We start from the raw sequence: 19,825 nt of genomic DNA on the forward strand, positions 1-19,825 counted from the left end.
TTATTTCTTGACGTTCTGGTTGGCGATCGGCTCGCCGCGCACGCGCACGTCGGCAATCGTGGAACGAAGCGCGGTGACCTTGGTACCGCCCAGGTCGATCTCGAGCTCGTTATCGTCGATCACGCGCGTAACCTTGCCGACGAAGCCGCCACCGGTGACGACCGTGTCCCCCTTGCGGACGCCCGCCAGCATCTCCTGGCGCTTCTTCAACTGCGTGCGCTGCGGCCTGATAATCAGGAAGTACATGATCACGAAGATCAGCACGAACGGCAGGATGCTGATGAACATGTCGGGCGACGCGCCCATGCCTTGCGCGTATGCCGGGGTCACGATCATGCAGTCTGCTCCTGAAACGGAAAAAGGGCCCTGCGGGGCCCGCCAAAGTTGGCCGGAATATAGTCGGTCGAACCGTCAATGCAACTACACCTGTAGGATTCGCAGGTGGTTTTCGGCCCGGATTCCGGCCATTCTCGCGGTTTATCGCCGCAGCCGCAGAACATGGCGAGGTGCGTCCGACATTTCCCCCGTCTGGACCACCGCCCTCCCCCTTGGGCACGGCCGCGGATTCGCGTATCGCTGCACCGACAAAACCTGACCGGACCAGCCTCATGCCGACCGCATCCCTGCAAGCTCTCTTCGAAAAACTCGACCGCCTGATCGAGGCCGTCGACCGCATCCAGCCGCCGCCGGCTCCCGCTGCCGACCTCGACGCGGCGGACTGCTTCGTCTGGTCGGCGGAACAGGGCGTGCTGGAGCCAGTGCATCGGGTGAACCGGGTGGAGATCGGCCTGATCCGCGGCGTTGACCGGGTGCGCGACATCCTCGTCGACAACACGCAGCGCTTCGCAGCAGGGCTCCCAGCCAACAACGTGCTTTTGTGGGGCGCGCGCGGCATGGGAAAATCGTCGCTGGCGAAGGCAGCCCACGCGACGATCAATCATGAGAGCGCCGATGGCACGCGGCTAAAACTGGTCGAGATCCATCGCGAGGATATCGACACGCTGCCGCGGCTGATGACGATCCTGAAGACGGCGCCGCACCGCTTCATCCTGTTCTGCGACGACCTTTCCTTCGATCACGACGACACGTCGTACAAGTCGCTGAAGGCGGCACTGGAAGGCGGTGTCGAGGGCCGGCCGGCTAACGTCATCTTCTATGCAACGTCGAACCGCCGGCATCTCTTGCCGCGCGACATGATCGACAATGAGCGCTCGACGGCGATCAACCCGTCCGAGGCGGTCGAGGAAAAGGTGTCATTGTCCGACCGCTTCGGCCTGTGGCTCGGCTTCCACAAATGCTCGCAGGACGACTATCTCGAGATGATCGACGGATATGTCCGTTATCACGGGCTGGACATGGATCCGGACACGCTGCGCGCCGAGGCGCTGGAATGGGCGACGACGCGCGGCAGCCGCTCCGGGCGCGTCGCCTGGCAATTCACCCAGGATCTGGCGGGACGGCTGGGCAAGCCGTTGAAGGATTGATGGTCAGGTCCGTCCTTCGAGGCATCGAAGGACGGACCTTTGGCCCACCTACTCCAGATAGGTCGACGGATCGACCGGCGCGGAGTTCTTGCGCACTTCGAAATGCAGCTTTGGCGAATTGGCGTTGCCGCTCATGCCCGAGACCGCGATCTCGTCGCCGCGCTTGACCTTCTGGCCGCGCTGCACCTTGAGTTCGCTGGCGTGGCCGTAGACGGTGACCAGACCGTCCTCGTGGCGCACCAGCACGGTGTTGCCGAATTCCTTCAAACCGTCGCCGGCATAGATGACGACGCCGTTCTCGGCGGCCTTGACCGGCGTGCCTTCCGGCACGGCGATGTCGATGCCGTCCTTTTCGCCGCCGCCGCCCTTGCTGTAGCCGGAGATCACCTTGCCGCGCACCGGCCAGCGCATGCGGTCGATGCCGGTGGAGTTGGGCGCGGCGGCGTCCGACTTCTCGGCCTGCTCGATGACTTTTCCGTCATTCTTCGCAGGAGCGACTGCGGCGACGGTCTCTTGCTGCGCCACCTTCTTGGGCGCCGCCGGAACGGCGCTGGTCGAGACCGGGTCGATCGCCGGAGCCTTGGCAACGACCGTCTCGCCGGGCGCCGGCACCTTCAGGGCCTGACCGATGCGCAACTTGCCGTCCTCTATGCCGTTCGCAGCCTTGAGCGACGCGACGCTGACGCCGGTCTTCCTGGCGATCTTCGACAGCGTGTCGCCGGATTCGACCGTGTAGGCACCCTTGGCCGCGGCGGTCTTGACCGGCTCGGCTTTCGTCGGTTCCGCCTTGGCCAGCTCAGCCTTGGCAGGCTTGTCCGGCTGCTTGGCGTCGTTCGAAGCCGAAGCACCGACCGGTGCGGGGGCTTCCTTGACCTTCGGCGATTGCGGCAGGACGGCGACCTTCTCCTGCGGCGCCTTGGACGGCACCGGCACCTTGTTCGCCGGCACGTCGAATTTCGTGCCGGTCGACGATCTTGCATCCGCAACGTTGGGATTGCTGTCGGGGGACGAGACCGGCGCCTTGTTCGAATAGACGTAGGTCGGGATCACGATCTTCTGGCCGGTCTGCAGGCCGCCCTTCTCCGGCAGGCCGTTCACCTTTGCGATCACGTTCGCCGGCACGCCGAAGCGCCGCGACAAATTGTATACGGTCTCGCCGTCCTTGACGGTGACCTGAGTGCCGCCGGCGCGCGACCAGCCGGCGGGCTCGGTCGCCTCGACCGCCATCTGCGGCGCAGCGACCGTTCCGGTGGGCTTGTTGTCCAGCGGCGCGGCGGAAGCAACGGCAGCCTCCTTCGCCGGCTTCGGCCTGGGGGCCTCGGCGACAGGCGCGGGCTCATCGGAAGCGGCGGCGAAGGGTGCGCGGGCGGGAGCGGGCTTCGCCACGGCGACCGGCGCCGGCAAGGGCTGCGCGGACACGGGCGCAAGCGATCCGCGATTGACGGAACCGGTAGCGACCCTGTCCACTGGCGCAGCGGCCACCCGGGGGCTGTCGCCGGGATAGGGCTGGCTTTCGCCGTTGATGATCTGGCGCTGGTTGGCCGTCGAGCCGGTGAAGACATCGTCGGAGGAGTTGAAGCGCGAGAACTGCGAACTGCAGCCCGCCGTCATCCCTGTCATCAGGAGCAAGGCAGCGCCGCACCAAAGCCTGCGCCTATCCGACCGCAACACACCTACAAGCATCGCAATGACCCGCTTACACCCGGTACAAACACAGGTATGATTAAAGCGCGTTAATGTTACCTGTCGGTTAAGGCCGGGGGCATTCGCGCCGCTTTTTTAAGCCCTGCGCAAACGCCTCGACGTCAGAGGATGGCAGCTGCGCCCTTGAGGATCGGCTGGAGGCGGACCTCGCCGATGTCCTCGCGCTCGAAGCGGCTGCCGACTTTCGTCAGCCGCACCAGAACTTGCTTGCCCTCCTCCGGACCGATCGCGGCGACCATCGTGCCGCCGGTCGAAAGCTGGTCGACGAAGACGCGCGGGTGGCTGTCGAAGGCCGCCCACACGACGATGCGGTCGAACGGTCCCTCGCTGACAAGGCCATTGGCGCCGTCGGCCTGCTTGACGGTCACGTTCTGGATGCCGAACTGTTCGAAGCGCTGCCGCGCCTGGTCGACCAGCGTCTTGTAACGGTCGATGGTGGTGACGCGGCCGGCCAGCCGCGAGATCACGGCGGCGGTGTAGCCGGAGCCCGTGCCGATCTCCAGCACGCGGTTGCCGGGCTCGAAGGCAAGGGCTGCGATCACCTGCGCCTGCAGATCGGCGCCCTCGATCGCCTCGCCGCATTCGATGGGAAGCATGCGGTCCGACCAGGCGAGATTGTAGAAATGCCCTGCGAGGAAAGGCGCTCGCGGCGTCGCCTCGAACGCGGAGATGACGCTGCCGGGCACCCCGCCGCGGCCGCGCAGGCGCAGCATGAAGGCGGCAAAACCTTCGCGGTCGGGGCCGCCGATCATCACGCAAGCGCCTTCGTCAGTTGGTCGCGCAACTCGTGCGCGGTCAGATCCATCTTCAGCGGCGTCACCGCGATGCGGCGGCTGCCCAGCGCGTGCAGGTCGGTTCCCGCCAGCGGCTCGGTAGTGCCGCGGCCGAAGCGCAGCCAGTAATAGGGGAAGCCGCGGCCGTCGGCGCGCTCGTCGATCCACATGCCGTAGCCGAGTTTTCCCTGCCCGGTGACGCTCACGCCCTCGACCTCGTCGGGGGCGCAGTTCGGAAAATTGAGGTTCAGGAAAACGCCCGGCGGCAAGTCGGTCGACAGCAGCTTGTCCAGCAGCGCGGGCGCATGCGCCTCGGTCGTCTCCCACGGCACGTCGCGCCCGATGTCCTGCTTCAGCACGTAGGCCTGGCTGAGCGCGATCGAGCGGATGCCGAGCAGCGTGCCTTCCATGGCGCCGGCCACCGTACCCGAATAGGTGATGTCGTCGGCGACGTTGGAGCCGGAATTGACGCCGGACAGGATCAGGTCGGGCGGCTCCGGCATCAGCTTCTTGACGCCCATGATGACGCAGTCGGTCGGCGTGCCGCGCACCGCGAAATGCCGGTCGTCGAGTTTTCGCATGCGGAGCGGCTGCGACAGCGACAGCGAATGGGCGAAACCCGACTGGTCGGTTTCCGGCGCGACGACCCAGACGTCGTCGCTCAACTGGCGCGCGATGCGCTCCAGCAGGTGCAGGCCCTCGGCATGGATGCCGTCGTCATTGGTGAGCAGAATGCGCATTTCAGGCCCCGATCTTTTCGAGCCCACCCATATAGGGGCGCAATGCTTCAGGAATGCTAACGGAACCATCCTGGTTCTGGTAGTTTTCGATGACGGCGATCAACGCGCGGCCGACGGCGACGCCCGAACCGTTGAGCGTGTGGACGAAGCGGGTCGCCTTCTCGTCCTTCGGCCGGTAGCGGGCGTCCATGCGGCGCGCCTGGAAATCGCCACAGACCGAGCAGGACGAGATTTCGCGATACGCGTTCTGGCCGGGCAGCCACACTTCGATGTCGTAGGTCTTCTGGGCGCCGAAACCCATGTCGCCGGTGCAGAGCGCGACGGTGCGGAACGGCAGGCCGAGGCGCTTCAGCACCTCTTCCGCGCATTGGGTCATGCGCTCGTGCTCGGCCAGCGAATTCTGCTGGTCGGTGATGGAGACCAGCTCGACCTTGTAGAACTGATGCTGGCGCAACATGCCGCGAGTGTCGCGGCCGGCGGAGCCCGCTTCCGAGCGGAAGCACGGGGTCAGCGCGGTGTAGCGCAGCGGGAGCTGGTCGTGCTTTAGGATTTCCTCGCGTACCAAGTTTGTCAGCGGAGGTTCGGAGGTGGGGATGAGGCCGAGACGGCCTTCGCCATGACGAACGAAGAACAGGTCTTCCTCGAATTTCGGCAGGCTACCGGTTCCATAGAGCACTTCGTCGCGGACCAGCAGCGGTGGCTGCACCTCCATGTAGCCGTGCTCGGTGGTGTGCAGGTCGAGCATGAACTGGCCAAGCGCACGCTCAAGCCGCGCAAGCTGGCCCTTCAGAATCGTGAAGCGGGCACCCGACAGTTTCGCGGCGCGCTCGAAATCCATCAGGCCGAGCGCCTCGCCGATCTCGAAATGCTCCTTCACCCAGTTCGGGCGCGCCTTGACTTCGCCGACCTTGCGGACCTCGACATTGCCGTGCTCATCGGCGCCGACCGGAACGTCGTCCAGCGGCACGTTGGGCAGCACGGCCAGCGCATCCTCCAGCGCCTTGTCGTTTTTGCGCTCGGTCTCTTCAGCCTCGGCCAAAAAAGTCTTGATGGCGTTGACTTCGGCCTTCAGCGTCTCGGCCAGCGCCATGTCCTTGTTGCGCATGGCGTTGCCGATCTCTTTCGAGGCGGTGTTGCGGCGCTCCTGCTTGACCTGCAGCTCGCCCAGATGGGCGCGGCGCGATTCGTCCTTCAAGATGACATCGTCCACGGCCGACCGCGCATCCTCCTCGGACCACTGGCGCTTCACCAGCGCGTCGATCAGGGCCTGCGGTTTTTCGCGAATCCATTTGATGTCGAGCATGAGCGGTATCGGCGATTTCGTTGCGGGGATTTTCGATGCCGCTCATGCCGGACCCTTGCGGCGCTGTCAAATCACGGACGTTGGTGCAGGTGCCGCGCCGGGGACAGTTTCCTTTTATTCCCACGCGCCAATCCATCCGGCGCAGAGCCTTTTGGGGGATAAAAGGTAACTGTCCCCTGTATCCAACCTTCTTCTTTGCCACGCCCTGCCTTTTTGCAGTCTGGCCATTGAAAGTTCGGGAAGACGGGCGGCCGTTCGATCGCCAATCTAGGTATAAACATGCGACCTCGCGGCCGCCCGTCCGGCGCATGCTTTTGCCATCCCGTTCCGCTACGCAAACCATCGCCTTACGGCTTGCACCTGCGATGTCGTTTCGTACTGGCAGACATACTCCAGGTTGTGTATGTGGGAACTCTTGGGACAGCCCCCGGCCTTCACGGCCACGTTAGCCGTTCTCTCCAGGACGCCGGTCCCTCCCCGCAAATCACCGTCATGACCGGCGTTCCCGCGGGAGGAACTGCCGGTGAGTATGGGGCAGGTTTTGGGGAGGGTGATGAGAATCGGATTTCAGATATCTGGAGAGAAATAAGTTTGTTTTGTTTCAATGGCTTGTAAGATTTTTGAATTTTGAAGCGCTAGATCGGTTCCCCTTTTTCAGGCGCACTCCGTCCAACACCCCTCATCCGACCTCGCTTCGCGAGGCCACCTTCTCCCACAAGGGGAGAAGGTGGAGCGCTGCCGCTTCGCCTCTGCAAATCTCCAACGTTGGCGATTGTCTGCGAGGTTGGCGCGAAACTCCACCTTCTCCCTTGTGGGAGAAGGTGGCCGAGCGAAGCGAGGTCGGATGAGGGGTGCTGGACGGAGTGCGACACCAACCGAATATCACGTCGCGGCGGTCGTGCCGGCCTCTTCCTTCTCGGCGGCGAGTTTTTCCTCGTCGCGCTTCTTCTCGACGAAGCGGGCGGCCCAGATCGAGACCTCGTAGAGGATGATGGTCGGCACGGCGAGGCCGATCTGGCTCATCGGATCGGGCGGCGTCAGCACCGCCGCGACGATGAACGCCAGGACGATCGCCCATTTGCGCTTTTCCTTCAGCCCCTGCGAGGTCAGCAGGCCGACGCGCGCCATCAGCGTCGTCACCACCGGCAACTGGAACACCAGGCCGAAAGAGAAGATCAGCGTCATGATCAGGCTGAGATACTCCGAGACTTTCGGCAGCAGCGAGATCTGCACGTCGTTACCCGGGCCGACCTGCTGCATGGACAGGAAGAACCACATGACCATCGGCGTGAAGAAGAAATAGACTAGCGCGCCGCCCATGAGAAACAGGATGGGCGAAGCGATGAGGAACGGCAGGAAGGCGCCGCGCTCATTCTTGTAGAGGCCGGGCGCCACGAATTTGTAGATCTGCGCGGCAATCAACGGAAACGCGATGACCAGACCGCCGAACATGGCGAGCTTGACCTGCGTGAAGAAGAACTCCTGCGGCGCGGTGTAGATCAGTTCCACCTTGTCCTGCGCCAGGCCGGCCCAGTGCACCGCCCATTTGAACGGCTGGACGAGGACGTTGAAAAGCTGCTTGGCGAAATAGAAGCAGACGAGGAAGGCGACGAAAAACCCGCCGATCGACCACATCAGCCGCGTGCGCAGTTCCATCAGATGCTCGATCAGCGGGGCCGACGAGGCCTCGATCTCGCTTTCGTCCTTGGTACTCACTTCGATTTTTCCGCGGGTTTGCGGACCGAAGCCGCAGGTTTTGGCTTGGCAGCCTTTGCGGCGGCAGGCGCCGCTGCGGCGGCGCTCTTCGTCCTGGCCGGCGCCTTCGCTTTGGGCTCGGTCGTCTTCGCCACAGGCGCGGCGACCGCCGGCTTGGGAGCGGCTGCCTTTGTCCGGGTAGCACGGGTGGCCACGGGCTTGGCGACGACAGGGGTTTCGGCCCCGTTGGCCTTCGCCGGCTGCGGGTCCGCCATCGGGATTGCCGCCGCTGCCGGTTTTGCAGGCTCGGGCGACGGCGCGGGCGTGGCTGCGGCGACAGGGGTGGCGGCCGCCGCTACGATCGATGGCGGGACCGGCATCGCCTCCGGCCCGGCGACACCCGGCATCTCGGTCGCGCCGTTCTTCAGCGGCTCGGCCTCGTGGGCGGTCGGAACGGCCGGCTCGGCTGAAGTCGAAGGTTTCGGCGCCATCGCCGACTGGAGGCCGGCGCGCACGTCGGCGGCCGCCTTCTCGAACGGGTTGAGCTGCTTCTTGATCTCGTTGGCCGGGTTCATGCTGCGCAAGGCGTCGACCGACTTCTTGACGTCGTCGAGTTCGGCTTCCTTCAGCGCGTCGTTGAACTGCTTCTGGAAGTCGCCCGCCATCGAGCGCATTTTCGTGGTCATCTTGCCGAAGGTGCGGAGCATCTTCGGCAAATCCTTCGGACCCACGACCACGATCATGACGACCGCGATCACGAGCATCTCGGTCCAGCCGATGTCAAACATGGCTTTTCAATCCAGACTGACCCAAGAAGGGCTCAGCTCTTGCTGGCTTTTTCCCGGGCGGCGGCGGCGACGGTCTCGTCCGCTCGGTGCTCGACGGTCTTGGGGTCGGCGCCATTGGCGGTCTCGGCGTCCTCGTCGGACATGCCCTTCTTGAAGCTCTTGATGCCCTTGGCCATGTCGCCCATCAACTCGGGAATCTTGCCGCGGCCGAACAGCAGCAGCACGACCACCAACACGATGAGCCAGTGCCATATCGAAAAGGAACCCATGTCAAACTCTCTCGAAGCGATTTCCTAGGAACTGATCTATGCGCTTTCGCGCCGCGTTTCAAACAGAAGTACATCCGATTTGCGCAGGGAAAGCCAGATATCCCGCGCCTTGGCAGACAATGCGCCGCAGCGGACCCGCGCCCGGACCGGGGATTCGGCGCCTGGGACTGCCAATTCGAGCAATTCGACGACGCCGAGATAGCGCCGAGAAATGATGCGCGCCTCTGTATTTCCCTGGTTTTCGCTGACATCGAAGCCTGTAGTGCGCACCGCGACGGTCGCCTCCGAACCGTCGGCGAGGCCGGCTGCCTCGATTGCGCCGAGCGAGGTGTCGACCGCTCCTCTGCGCACGCGGCCCGAAAAAACATTTAGCTCGGAAAAGAATCCGGCAACAAAAAGATCGGCCGGCTTGAGATAAAGGTCCTCGGCCTTCCCCGTCTGCACCAGGCGTCCGTCCTTCAGCAGGGCGATGCGGTCGCCCATGCGCATCGCCTCCTCGGCGTCGTGGGTGACGACGATGGCGGTGGCGCGGCTCTCGCGCAGGATCGCCAGGGTCTCGGCGCGCACGGAATCCTTGAGGCGCGAGTCGAGGCCGGAGAAGGGCTCGTCCATCAAAAGCACCGCCGGGCGCGGCGCCAGCGCGCGGGCGAGCGCCACGCGCTGCTGCTCGCCGCCGGAGAGCACATGCGGATAGGAAGCGGCGTAGGATTCCAGCCCGACACGGCCGAGCGCGATCATCGCCGCGTCGCGCGCCTCGTCACGCGACAGCGCGGTAAGCCCGAAGCGCACATTGTCCAGAATGGTCATGTGCGGGAACAGCGCGAAGTCCTGGAAGACCAGGCCGATCGAGCGCTTTTCCGGCGGCAGGAATAGGCTCGGCCCGGCGATCTCGCGGCCATTGAGCAGGACGCGGCCGGTCGTCTGCGGCTCGATGCCGGCGGCGATGCGCAGCAGCGTCGTCTTGCCGGAGCCGGAAGGACCGAGCAGGCAGAGCACTTCCCCCGGTTCGGCCGCCAGGGACACGTCGCGCAGCGTCTCGGAGCCCGGCGCGAAGGAATGGCGTATGTTCTCGAAGACAAGGCGCGCGGCGAAGGTGACCCCCGCCGTCCTGCGATCGACCCTGCCCGCTTCCTCGATCGTCAACTGGACTGACCCTTTCCCGATGGGGAACGGTCAATCATCCGTGGCGCGAGGTGTCAACAGGCCGAGTTCCTCGAGGTCGATGTCGGTCAGCGGGTCCTCATCCTCGGTCAATTCTTCGGGATCGGCGGGCGGCAAGGGCATCGAGAAGTTGGCGGGCATGCGGGCGGCGAGCAGTCCGGCGCCCTTCAATTCTTCGATACCGGGCAGATCACGGATCTCCTCCAGCCCGAAATGATCGAGGAAACCGTCGGTGGTGCCGTAGGTCACCGGGCGGCCTGGCGTGCGGCGGCGGCCGCGCATGCGCACCCATTCGGTCTCCAGCAGCGTGTCCAGCGTGCCCTTGGAGGTCTCGACGCCGCGTATGTCCTCGATCTCGGCACGCGTCACCGGCTGGTGGTAGGCGATGATGGCCAGCACCTCGAGTGCGGCCCGTGACAGCTTCTTCTGCTGGACCTGGTCGCGGGTCATCATGAAGGCGAGGTCGGGCGCGGTGCGGAAGGCCCAGCCGGGGCCGACCTTCAGCAGGTTCACGCCGCGCTTGGAATAGACCTGCCGCAGTTCGGCCATGACCAGCGGCACGGCGATGCCGTCCGGCAGGCGCTGCGCAAGCTGCGCCTCGCTGACCGGCTCGGCACTGGCGAAGACGATCGCCTCCGCCATGCGCATCGCCTCCGACAGGTGCAGCCGCTCGGCCGGGTTGAGGTTTTCATGCCCCTCTCCCGAAAACGGGATGATTATTGCCTTGGCGCTTTCGCTCATGATGCCGTTCCCGCGACGATCGCTACAGCCTGCCGGCCGCGCAGGTAGAGCGGCGCGAAGGCCGCTTCCTGGCGCATCTCGATCTGGCCCTCGCGCACCATTTCGAGCGTCGCCGCGAACGAACTGGCGAGCGCGGTCGCCCGCTCCTCCGGCGTCGTCAGGTAATCGACGAGGTAACGGTCGAGCGCCGTCCAGTCCTTGAAGCTGCCGATCAGGCGGGTGAGGATGTCGCGCGCCTCCTTGAGCGACCAGACACCGCGCCTGGCGATGCGCACATTGGTGACGGCCTGCCGCTGGCGCTGGATGGCGTAGGCGGTGAGCAGGTCGTAGAGGCTGGCGGAATACTGGTTGCGCTTCTCGACGATGACCAATTCCGGTGCTCCGCGCGCGAATACGTCGCGGCCGAGCCGATTGCGGTTGACCAGCCGGGCGGCAGCATCGCGCATCGCCTCCAGGCGCTTGAGGCGGAACTGCAGCACCGCCGCCAGTTCCTCGCCGCTCTCGCCATTGTCATTCGCCTGCTTGGGGATGAGGAGCTTCGACTTGAGGAAGGCAAGCCAGGCGGCCATCACCAGATAGTCCGCGGCGAGTTCGAGCCGGATGGCGCGCGCCTGGTCGATGAAGGCGAGATACTGTTCGGCCAACGCCAGGATCGAGATCCGCGACAGGTCGACCTTCTGGTTGCGCGCCAGATGCAACAGGAGATCGAGCGGCCCCTCGAAGCCGGCGACGTCGACCAGCAGCGCCGGATCGCCGGTGGCGCGGTCATCCGCCGGCTCCGCCCACAGGCGGTCCATCGGGATGGGTGTAGCGCCCTTCTGCTCTCCGCTCGCGGCCAACGCCGTCCTTTCTGGTGCCCCTAGGCCACCGCCTCGAAATAACGCGCGAACTCGGCGCGCACCTCTGTTTCAGCGGCCTGGTCGCGGTCCTTGATGTAGCTCAATGCCCGCTCGGCCCGCGCCAGCGACTTGCCGGCGAGCGGTTTCGTGAGCGAGGCGATGCCGGACATCTCTTGCATGACGCCGTTGCAGTGAAGAACGATGTCGACGCCGGCTGCAAGGATCGCTGCGGCTTTCTCCGGGAAATCCCCAGAAAGCGCCTTCATCGACGTGTCGTCGCTGACCAGCAGGCCGTCAAAACCGATCTCGCCGCGGATGATCTCGCGCACCACCTTTTCCGAGGTCGTCGCGGGGGCGGTCGGGTCGATCGCCGAATAGACGACATGCGCGGTCATGCCGATCGGCAAATGGTTCAGCGCCTTGAACGGTGCGAAATCGTGCCGGCGCAATTCGCCGAGCGGCGTATCGACGGTCGGCAACTCGAAATGCGTGTCGGAGAAGGCGCGGCCGTGGCCGGGCATGTGCTTCATGACCGGCAGCACCCCGCCGGAAAGCAAGCCTTCCGCCGCGGCACCGCCGAGCGCGGCCACGGTCTCCGGGTCCTTGCCATAGGCGCGCGAACCGATAACGTCGCTGGCGCCCTCGATCGGCACGTCGAGCACCGGCAGGCAGTCAGCGGTGATGCCGAAGCGCAGCAGGTCGAAGGCGTGCAGCCGCGCCAGCAGCCAGGCGGCGCGCAGGCCGGCCTCGCGATCCTCGCGGTAAAGCGCGCCGACCGAGGCGCCCGCGGGGTAGTTGGGCGCGATCGGCGGACGCAAGCGCTGGACGCGCCCGCCTTCCTGGTCGATGAAGACCGGCGCTTCAGGCCGGCCGACGGTATCGCGCATCGAGGCGACCAGATCGGAAATCTGCTGCGGCTCGCCGATGTTACGGGCGAACAGGATGAAACCCCATGGCCGCTCGTCGCGGTAAAACCGGATCTCGTCGTCGGTGAGGGATTTCCCGGCGCAGCCGAGGATCATGGCTTTCGATTCGGTCATGTCAGATTTCTACTCCCTATCGACCGGAGGATGAACGAAAAAACCGGCGCGAAGCTTGTCGCGCCGGTTTTTGGATTGATTTTCGGCCGCAACAGCGGCCGAAAACACTATTTCGAGACGAAGCAGCTTCCGCCTGCGGCCTTGTAGCTCTCGCACAGCTTGATCGCATCGTTGCGGCTGCCGGCCGGGACGCGAACACGCCAGAAGGTTCCCTTCCCTGCAATCTCGGCCTTGGCGATCGTGGCCTGCTTGCCGCTGAGCACCTTGCCATAACGGCGCACCAGATCCTGATAGCTCGACTGCGCGGCGGCTTCGGTCGGCTGCGAAGCGATCTGCATTGCCCATGCACCGGCGGAAGCGGCCGGGCTGAGCGCCGCGACCTGTTGCGGTTTGACCTCGCCAACGATGTCGACCGGCTGGTCGGACGGGCGCGTCGGGGCGATCGGCGCAACGTTCGGGGTGGTGCCGGAGGTGCGCGGCGCGGTGGCATTCTTGTCCGCCGCAGCAGGCTTCGCAGCGGCGGCAGGCACCGCCGCCGTCGTGTCGGCACCCTCGCCCGCCGGCAGCGCCGTGGACGCGACTGGATCGACGATGCCTTCCGAAGCGGACGTAACCTGGTCAGCGACGGGCGCCGGCTCCTCGCGGGCGACCAGCGTGCCGTCCGCCTTGACGATCATGGTGCGGACCTTGCGCGGCGCAACGGCTGCAACCTCGACGCTCTTATCGACGCCGGGGTCCTGCGCGGCCTGCTCGACACGGTCCTCGCCCTTCGGCATCTGCGCATCGGCGGCCGGCGTGGTGGCATCGGCAACGACCGGGCCAGCGGTGGATGTCGTGTCGACACCCGCCGGCTGTTCGTCGGACGTTTCTTCCATCGTCGACATCGGTGACTCGACCGGCTCGTCCTCGGTCGTCGGCATGTCGACCGGCTCCTCGGCGCTGGAGAGCAGTTTCTCCTGCGTCGGCGTGGTCGGTGCATCGGAGCCGGCGACCGAATCATAGACCCTGCTGTCCTGGTTCGGGATGACCGTGCCGCCCGGGTTCTCCGGCTTCACCTTGACCGGCGACGGATCGGCCTTGACCAGCGCCAGCTCCTGCGAGCCCGTACCGTCGCCGAAGGAGAGCGCCAAGGCCGCCACGCCGCCAAGCAGGGCGACGCCACCGACGACGGCCGCGATTACGAGACCGCGGCGCGGACGCCGACGCTCGACGATCGGCGTATAGGCCGGGCCGGCGATCTCCTCGTCGAAATCGGGATCGTAGGCGAACTCGCCGACATCGGGCTCCTGGCCCGCTCTCGCCGCCTGGCCGGCCTGCCTCGGCGCATCCGAATAGACGGGCTCGTAGTCGCCAGCCGGCGCAGGCCTCGCCATCGCGGCGGCTCCCGCAGCGGCGGCGGCCGCGACGATCGGCCGATTGTCGAAATAGTCGTCGGGATAGTGCTGCGCGCCTCGCGCATCATGCTGCGCCACGGGAGCCGGCTCGCCACGGACATTCATGTCCTGGAGCAGGTGCGAGAACTCGGCATCGATGTCGTCATAGCGGGGAGCGAGCGTCGGCTCGTCCTCGTAGGCGAGTTCCGGCAGGTCGAGATCGTCGGCAAGAGCAACGGCCTGCTCCGGAACGTCGACCGTCTCGATATCCGGCATCTCCGCATGTGCCGCGCCGTGACCCGAAGCCGCACGGCCATAACCGGCGAAAGCAGTCTGCGGCGCATAGGGGTTTACTTCTGCCTGTTGCGCCGGGGCCTCCTGCCACGAGCGGCCGGATTTCAGGTCGGCCGAGAGGGCCGCAAGGGCTGCATACGGATCGTGTCCATCCCGTGGCATGGAATTCTCCGATTCCTCTCTCTGCCTGGCGGCGGGTTCGCTGTGGCGCGTTCCAAGATCCGCCTGCGCGACCGCGCTGTTTATCGCTGCTTCGAAGGCCTGGTCGTCGAACAAGCTGTCGAAATCGTCGTCCATGGCTTCCGCCATGGGCTTGACAGATGCCGACACTTGATTTTGCCCATGCTGATTCGCCAGGTCAACCGGTCTCTCGTCGTACCAGCGGTCGTCCCGCGGCTGCTCGGCCTCGTCATAGACGGGCAGAGCCTCGACCGAGGCCGGCGCGGAAGCCGCCATGGCAGGCTCGGCCTGCTCGTCGTCGAAGGCATTTTCGGACAATGCGAACGCCGCGTCGTCCGCATAGGCAGGCTCTTCTGCGTTGTAGGCATGCCCGGCCTCGTAGGCCGGGACCGGCTCTTCATAGCGGACCTGCGCGGCCGGCTCGGGCTGGCTTGCATTACCCAGCAAGGCATTCAGTTCATGTTCAAGGCTTGCCTCCAGCGCCTGCTCGGGCGCGACCGCCAGAGCCGGCTCGACGGCGGCAAGCGGCGCCTGCTCGTATTCGAAAGCTTCGAATTCAACCGCGCCAGCGAGGTCGGGCCCGGCTTCCGCCGTCTCGTAGGAACGGGCCTGCGTTTCCCGATCGAATCCAACGGCATCCTGCTCCGGCGCGACCGCTTCCGAATAGTCGGCGACCGGCTCCGGGTAATCGGCCACCGCCGCATCGAAATCGCGGCCCTGATCCCAGTCGGAAGCCGGCGCATCGGCACTTGCCATCTCCGGCTGCATTTCGGGCGCACCGGCTGCAAACTCGACCGGAGCTTCGAACTGCTCCAGAGCCTCAGCCTGTTCAGGCTGGACCTGGATCGGGGCTTCGGCGCTCCATGCCTGGGCAGTCTCGGGGAGTTCTACTTCCGCAGCGGCCGGCAGCTCCGGTTCGGCCGGGGCGTACATCTCGGCTTCGGCGAGCGACAGGGCCGCGTCGTCGGGCTGGTCGTGCATGGATGGGACAGGCGCAGCCGCGGCTTCCGGCTCGACCGGGCGGAACCATGGCTGCTGGGCGACGGCAGGCTCGGTGGAAGCCACGCGCTCGACATGAGGAGCTTCCAAAGTGGCGGCATGCGCAGCCTCGGCCTCGGCCGCGTGCTCCGCTTCCGCCTGGGCGATCCTCGCCCGAATCTCGGCGACCTCGTCGAACTCCGGCTCGACCGACGCAGGCGCGGCCATCTCGACATCCGGCTCCTGGGCCGCGAAGTCGCCCATCAACTCACGCTCGAGATCGAGGCTGAGATCGGTTTCGGCAAAAACGTCATTGGCGGGCTCGACCGTGACCGGCCTTGCCGGCTTGACGATGGAGGTGGGCTTGGCCGGCTGGCGCGGGTCGAACCCCATGATCCGGGTCAGTTCCGCGAAAGGATCGTCATCCGAGATTGCTGGCTGGGCGGCGATCTTCAGGTTTGCTTTGTCTGCCATTTCGAATCCCGAACTTCGACACAACTCGACGCGAACGGCGCCACGCAATGCCGCGCAATATCAGCGTAATGTGAGCAAACGGTGGCCGGTCTGCGGCCCCTTTCTGCTAACGCATCTCGCTTGGCGCTTCTGCCCCGATCAGTCCAAGTCCGGACGTGATGACATCCAAGACCGCCTGGACCAGTCCGAGCCTGGCATGCGTCAATTGTCGGTCGGTAACCTTAACAAACCGTAAGTCGGTATTTTCATTGCCGCGATTCCACTGTGCGTGGAAGGCGCTGGCCAGGTCGTAGAGGTAAAATGCCAATCGGTGCGGCTCCAGCGACTGGGCCGCGGACTCGACCAGTCGCGGATATTCCGCAAGCTTGCGGACAAGCGCGATCTCGCTCTCATCGGCCAGCATCGCGGTGCCGCGGGCCAGAGCATCGCGGCCGGAATCGATCTCGCCAAGCTGTTCGACCGCCTGCCGGAACACCGAGTGACAGCGTGCGGAGGCATACTGCACGTAAAACACGGGATTGTCCTTCGACTGCTCGGTGACCTTGGCGAAGTCGAAGTCGAGCGGTGCGTCGTTCTTGCGGTAGAGCATCATGAAGCGGATGGGATCGCGCCCCACTTCCTCGACGACCTCGCGCAAGGTGACGAAATCGCCGGAGCGCTTCGACATCTTGACCGGCTCGCCGTTGCGATAGAGTTTTACCAGCTGGCAGAGCAGCACGGTGAGCTTGAGGCTGTTGCCGCCGACGGCGCGCGCCAGCGCCTCCATGCGCTTGACGTAGCCGCCATGGTCGGCGCCGAGCACGAAGATCGTGTGCTCGAAGCCGCGGCGCACCTTGTCCTTCAGATAGGCGACGTCGGCGGCGAAATAGGTGAACTGCCCGTCGGACTTCACCAGCGGCCGGTCGATGTCGTCGCCAACCGCCGTCGAACGGAACAGCGTCTGCTCGCGATCCTCCCAGTCGTCCGGCTTCTCGCCCTTGGGCGGCGGCAGCTTGCCCTTGTAGATGTGGCCGGCCATGGTCAGTTCGGCGACCGCCGTGCGGATCGCCTGCGCGTTGTTGGCATGCAGCGTACGCTCTGAGAAGAACACTTCGTGGTGCACGTTGAGCAGCGCCAGATCCTCGCGGATCATGACCATCATGGCGTCGATCGACCGGTCCTTGAAGATCGCCATCGCCTCGTCGTCCGGCATGGCCAGCAGGCGGTCGCCATACTCGGCGGCCAGCGCCTTGCCGAGCGGCACCAGATAGTCGCCAGGATAGAGGCCGGACGGGATGTCGCCAATCTCCTCGCCCAGCGCCTCGCGGTAACGCAGCAGCACCGAGCGCGCCAGCACGTCGATCTGCGCGCCGGCATCGTTGATCAGGTACTCCTTGGTGACGTCGTGGCCGGTGAAGGCGAGCAGGTTGGCCAGCGTGTCGCCGACAACCGCTCCCCGGCAATGGCCGACATGCATCGGGCCGGTCGGGTTGGCCGAGACGTATTCAACATTGACCTTGCGCCCCTTGCCCATGGCGGAGCGGCCGAAGGCGGGGCCGAGCGCCAGCAGGCGGGCGAGGTAATTCTGCCAGTAGCCGTTGTGGAGCCGCAAATTGACGAAACCGGGACCGGCGACGGAGGCTTCCGCGACATCCGCGTCGGACCGGAACGCCTGGGCGATGGTCTCGGCCAGCGCGCGCGGATTCTGCCCGCAGGCCTTGGCCAGCACCATGGCGGCGTTGGTCGCAAGATCGCCATGGCTGGGGTCGCGCGGCGGCTCGACGGCAATGCGCGACAGGTCGAGCGGCTCGCCAGCGGTGCTTTTCAATTCAAGGCCTTCAACGACCTTCCTGATCCGCTCGTTGAAGTCGGCAAAAACGTTCATCGCTCTCGTCCTGGAAATTTTTGGCACGCGGAAGGCTCCGCCGGCCGGAAACGCGCCTGCCCTATCGCAAATCCGGCGCCTGGTCAAACAAGCGCTCATATTCCTTGACCGCGTAGGTGTCGGTCATTCCGGCCAGGAAATCCGCGACATGGCGGGCTTTCACACGCGGCTCGGCGCGGTCGAGCCCCTCGCGCCAGCCATCCGGCATAGCGCGCGGATCGGCGTAGTAGGCGTCGAACAGTTTTCGAACGATGCCGTCGGCCTCGACGCGCACGCGCACCACTTCCGCATGCCGGTACATGTGCTTGAACAGGAACGCTTTCAACTGCTTTTCGTCAACCGCCATATCGGCCGAGAAGGTGACGATGGGCCGCCCCGCGCCGCGCACCGCGTCGGCGCTATCGGGATTGATCTCGGCGAGGTTGCGGTTGGCGGTGACGATCACATCCTCGACCATCCGGGTGATCTGCCGGCGCATGAGCTCGTGGCCGGTGCGCACGGGGTCGAGCGCCGGGTAGAGCGACCGCACCTCGTCCAGCAGCCGCGCGGGCAGCGACACTTCGCTGAGCATGCCGAGCGTCAGCAGCCCGGCGCGCAGGCCGTCGTCGATGTCATGGGTGTTGTAGGCGATGTCGTCGGCGATCGCCGCGCACTGCGCTTCCAGGCTGGCGTAGCGGCCAAGCTCGAGGTCGTGCAGCTCGTTGTAGTCGAGGATTGTGCGCGGAACCGGGCCTTTCAGGCCTTTGCCGTCCGGGCCGATCAGCGGGCCGTTGTGCTTGACCAGCCCCTCCAGCGTCTCCCATGTCAGGTTCAGCCCGTCGAACTCGGCGTAGCGCCGTTCCAGCCGCGTCACCACACGCAAAGACTGGGCATTGTGGTCGAAACCGCCCCACGCCGCCATCTTGTCGTTCAGCGCGTCCTCGCCGGTGTGGCCGAACGGCGTGTGGCCGAAATCGTGGACCAGCGCCAGCGCCTCGGCCAGGTCCTCGTCGCAGCGCAAGGCGCGCGCCAGGGCGCGTGCGATCTGCGCAACCTCGATCGTATGGGTCAGCCGCGTGCGAAAATGGTCGCCTTCATGCGCGACGAAGACCTGGGTCTTGTGCTTCAGGCGGCGGAAGGCGGTGGAATGGATGATGCGGTCGCGGTCGCGCTGGAACGGCGTGCGGGTCGGGCTTTCCACCTCGTCGAACAGCCGGCCGCGGCTTTGCGCCGGGTCGCAGGCGTAGGGCGCGCGCGGCCGGTAGCCGAAGCCGATGTCGCCGAGGCCTTCGCGATTATCCTCCATAAGGATACTGCTTTGCCTGTCTAACGAAGCTTGTGGCGCCGAACCAACATCTTGCCCAATGGTATGTCCGGCGATTTGGTTTTTGATGGCTGCAACGACTTGCGATCCGAAGCTAGAAGCCCCGCTTCCTCGTCTACATTTTCATCGCCTGTCATCCGGTCGACTACGACCTTGGACAAATGCCGGCCTTCGCGATTTGAGGCAGCCTTGAATTTCGGAATCGCCTTCCGTTTGGATTTATTGTTCTCACCATAGGCGTCGCGGCAGTCGCGCTCGTAAGAGAGCCCCTTGTCGGCTTGTGGTAAGCGTGTTTCCCGGGTCTTCTGGTCACCCATGTCATGCACCCCGCTGAAACTCGACACTAACACGCTTCCCGCCGACAACGACATGATCTCCGGACCGACGCGGCGCCGACACTTCATATCGCCGTAGTTGACTTGGCCCCTCGCGCTTCATACCTATTGTGCAAGAGCGAACGCAAGGTGACGCCATGAATGCGGATGCCAAGTCTGCAATGAAGGTCGAGATGACGGATGCCGCGGCCAAGCGCATCGCCGCCATCGTCGCCAGGGAAGCCGGCAAGACCGCGTTGCGCGTCACGGTCGAAGGCGGCGGCTGCTCCGGCTTCTCCTACAAATTCGACCTGACCGATGCCCGCAACGACGACGACGTCGCGATCGAAAAGAACGGCGCGACCGTGCTCATCGATGACCTGTCGCTGGTCTATATGGGCGGTTCGGTCATCGACTTCGTCGACGACCTGATGGGCCAGTCTTTTCAGATCAAGAACCCCAACGCCGTCGCCTCCTGCGGCTGCGGGACGAGTTTTTCGATCTGAAG

General features: G+C 65.2%; 18 protein-coding genes. 2 read left to right on the forward strand and 16 right to left on the reverse strand.

What is annotated here, in order from left to right:
- Entirely contained in the window at window positions 1-336 is a 336-nt protein-coding gene (gene yajC / locus ACSBOB_RS22840; protein WP_442578355.1) for a preprotein translocase subunit YajC, read from the reverse strand.
- 272 nt (window positions 337-608) lie between these two features.
- Here yajC and ACSBOB_RS22845 point away from each other — a divergent pair, with 272 nt between their 5' ends.
- The gene (locus tag ACSBOB_RS22845; RefSeq protein ID WP_442578356.1) at window positions 609-1,484 is read left to right on the forward strand and encodes an ATP-binding protein; all 876 of its coding nucleotides are present in this window, start codon (window positions 609-611) and stop codon (window positions 1,482-1,484) included.
- Between the two features lie 48 nt (window positions 1,485-1,532).
- On the opposite strand, the gene ACSBOB_RS22850 is transcribed toward ACSBOB_RS22845, so the two are convergent.
- The 15 genes from ACSBOB_RS22850 to ACSBOB_RS22920 all read right to left on the reverse strand — a co-directional run bounded on the left by ACSBOB_RS22850 (window position 1,533) and on the right by ACSBOB_RS22920 (window position 19,320).
- Window positions 1,533-3,167 carry a peptidoglycan DD-metalloendopeptidase family protein gene (locus ACSBOB_RS22850; RefSeq protein ID WP_442578357.1) on the reverse strand — a complete coding sequence of 545 codons (1,635 nt, stop codon included), beginning with the start codon at window positions 3,165-3,167 and terminating at the stop codon, window positions 1,533-1,535.
- Window positions 3,168-3,289: 122 nt separating this feature from the next.
- Entirely contained in the window at window positions 3,290-3,940 is a 651-nt protein-coding gene (locus ACSBOB_RS22855) for a protein-L-isoaspartate(D-aspartate) O-methyltransferase (protein WP_442583801.1), read from the reverse strand.
- Entirely contained in the window at window positions 3,940-4,701 is a 762-nt protein-coding gene (surE, locus tag ACSBOB_RS22860; protein ID WP_442578358.1) for a 5'/3'-nucleotidase SurE, read from the reverse strand. Before surE ends, ACSBOB_RS22855 begins: the two co-directional genes overlap by 1 nt.
- A gap of 1 nt (window position 4,702) precedes the next feature.
- Window positions 4,703-6,004, reverse strand: coding sequence for a serine--tRNA ligase (gene serS, locus ACSBOB_RS22865; protein WP_442578359.1), 1,302 nt, complete (start codon window positions 6,002-6,004; stop codon window positions 4,703-4,705).
- 882 nt (window positions 6,005-6,886) lie between these two features.
- A complete protein-coding gene (gene tatC, locus ACSBOB_RS22870; RefSeq protein ID WP_442583802.1) occupies window positions 6,887-7,726 on the reverse strand; it encodes a twin-arginine translocase subunit TatC in 840 nt (279 codons plus the stop codon).
- Complete coding sequence (tatB, locus tag ACSBOB_RS22875) at window positions 7,717-8,487, reverse strand: Sec-independent protein translocase protein TatB (protein WP_442578360.1); 771 nt, start codon at window positions 8,485-8,487, stop codon at window positions 7,717-7,719. The genes tatC and tatB overlap by 10 nt, the downstream gene beginning before the upstream one ends.
- Window positions 8,488-8,519: 32 nt before the next feature.
- Complete coding sequence (locus ACSBOB_RS22880) at window positions 8,520-8,756, reverse strand: twin-arginine translocase TatA/TatE family subunit (RefSeq protein WP_442578361.1); 237 nt, start codon at window positions 8,754-8,756, stop codon at window positions 8,520-8,522.
- Window positions 8,757-8,792: 36 nt separating this feature from the next.
- On the reverse strand, window positions 8,793-9,899 hold the full coding sequence (locus ACSBOB_RS22885; RefSeq protein WP_442578362.1) for an ABC transporter ATP-binding protein: 1,107 nt from the start codon (window positions 9,897-9,899) through the stop codon (window positions 8,793-8,795).
- Between the two features lie 30 nt (window positions 9,900-9,929).
- Window positions 9,930-10,658: an SMC-Scp complex subunit ScpB gene (gene scpB, locus ACSBOB_RS22890; RefSeq protein ID WP_442578363.1), complete on the reverse strand. Its 729-nt coding sequence runs from the start codon at window positions 10,656-10,658 to the stop codon at window positions 9,930-9,932.
- Window positions 10,655-11,455, reverse strand: a complete 801-nt coding sequence (locus tag ACSBOB_RS22895; protein WP_442583803.1) for a segregation and condensation protein A — start codon at window positions 11,453-11,455, stop codon at window positions 10,655-10,657. Before ACSBOB_RS22895 ends, scpB begins: the two co-directional genes overlap by 4 nt.
- A gap of 62 nt (window positions 11,456-11,517) precedes the next feature.
- A complete protein-coding gene (nagZ, locus tag ACSBOB_RS22900) occupies window positions 11,518-12,537 on the reverse strand; it encodes a beta-N-acetylhexosaminidase (RefSeq protein ID WP_442578364.1) in 1,020 nt (339 codons plus the stop codon).
- A 107-nt stretch (window positions 12,538-12,644) separates the two neighbouring features.
- Window positions 12,645-15,836 (reverse strand): SPOR domain-containing protein, encoded by a 3,192-nt coding sequence (locus tag ACSBOB_RS22905; RefSeq protein WP_442578365.1) that lies wholly within the window; start codon window positions 15,834-15,836, stop codon window positions 12,645-12,647.
- Between the two features lie 106 nt (window positions 15,837-15,942).
- Entirely contained in the window at window positions 15,943-17,700 is a 1,758-nt protein-coding gene (argS, locus tag ACSBOB_RS22910; RefSeq protein ID WP_442578366.1) for an arginine--tRNA ligase, read from the reverse strand.
- A 61-nt stretch (window positions 17,701-17,761) separates the two neighbouring features.
- A complete protein-coding gene (locus ACSBOB_RS22915; protein ID WP_442578367.1) occupies window positions 17,762-18,985 on the reverse strand; it encodes a deoxyguanosinetriphosphate triphosphohydrolase in 1,224 nt (407 codons plus the stop codon).
- A 20-nt stretch (window positions 18,986-19,005) separates the two neighbouring features.
- The gene (locus ACSBOB_RS22920; protein WP_442578368.1) at window positions 19,006-19,320 is read right to left on the reverse strand and encodes a hypothetical protein; all 315 of its coding nucleotides are present in this window, start codon (window positions 19,318-19,320) and stop codon (window positions 19,006-19,008) included.
- A gap of 155 nt (window positions 19,321-19,475) precedes the next feature.
- Here ACSBOB_RS22920 and erpA point away from each other — a divergent pair, with 155 nt between their 5' ends.
- Window positions 19,476-19,823, forward strand: a complete 348-nt coding sequence (gene erpA / locus ACSBOB_RS22925; protein WP_442578369.1) for an iron-sulfur cluster insertion protein ErpA — start codon at window positions 19,476-19,478, stop codon at window positions 19,821-19,823.
- Window positions 19,824-19,825: the final 2 nt, after the last annotated feature.

The sequence above is a fragment of the Mesorhizobium sp. KACC 23794 genome (assembly GCF_052180275.1).
Classification (GTDB): domain Bacteria; phylum Pseudomonadota; class Alphaproteobacteria; order Rhizobiales; family Rhizobiaceae; genus Kumtagia.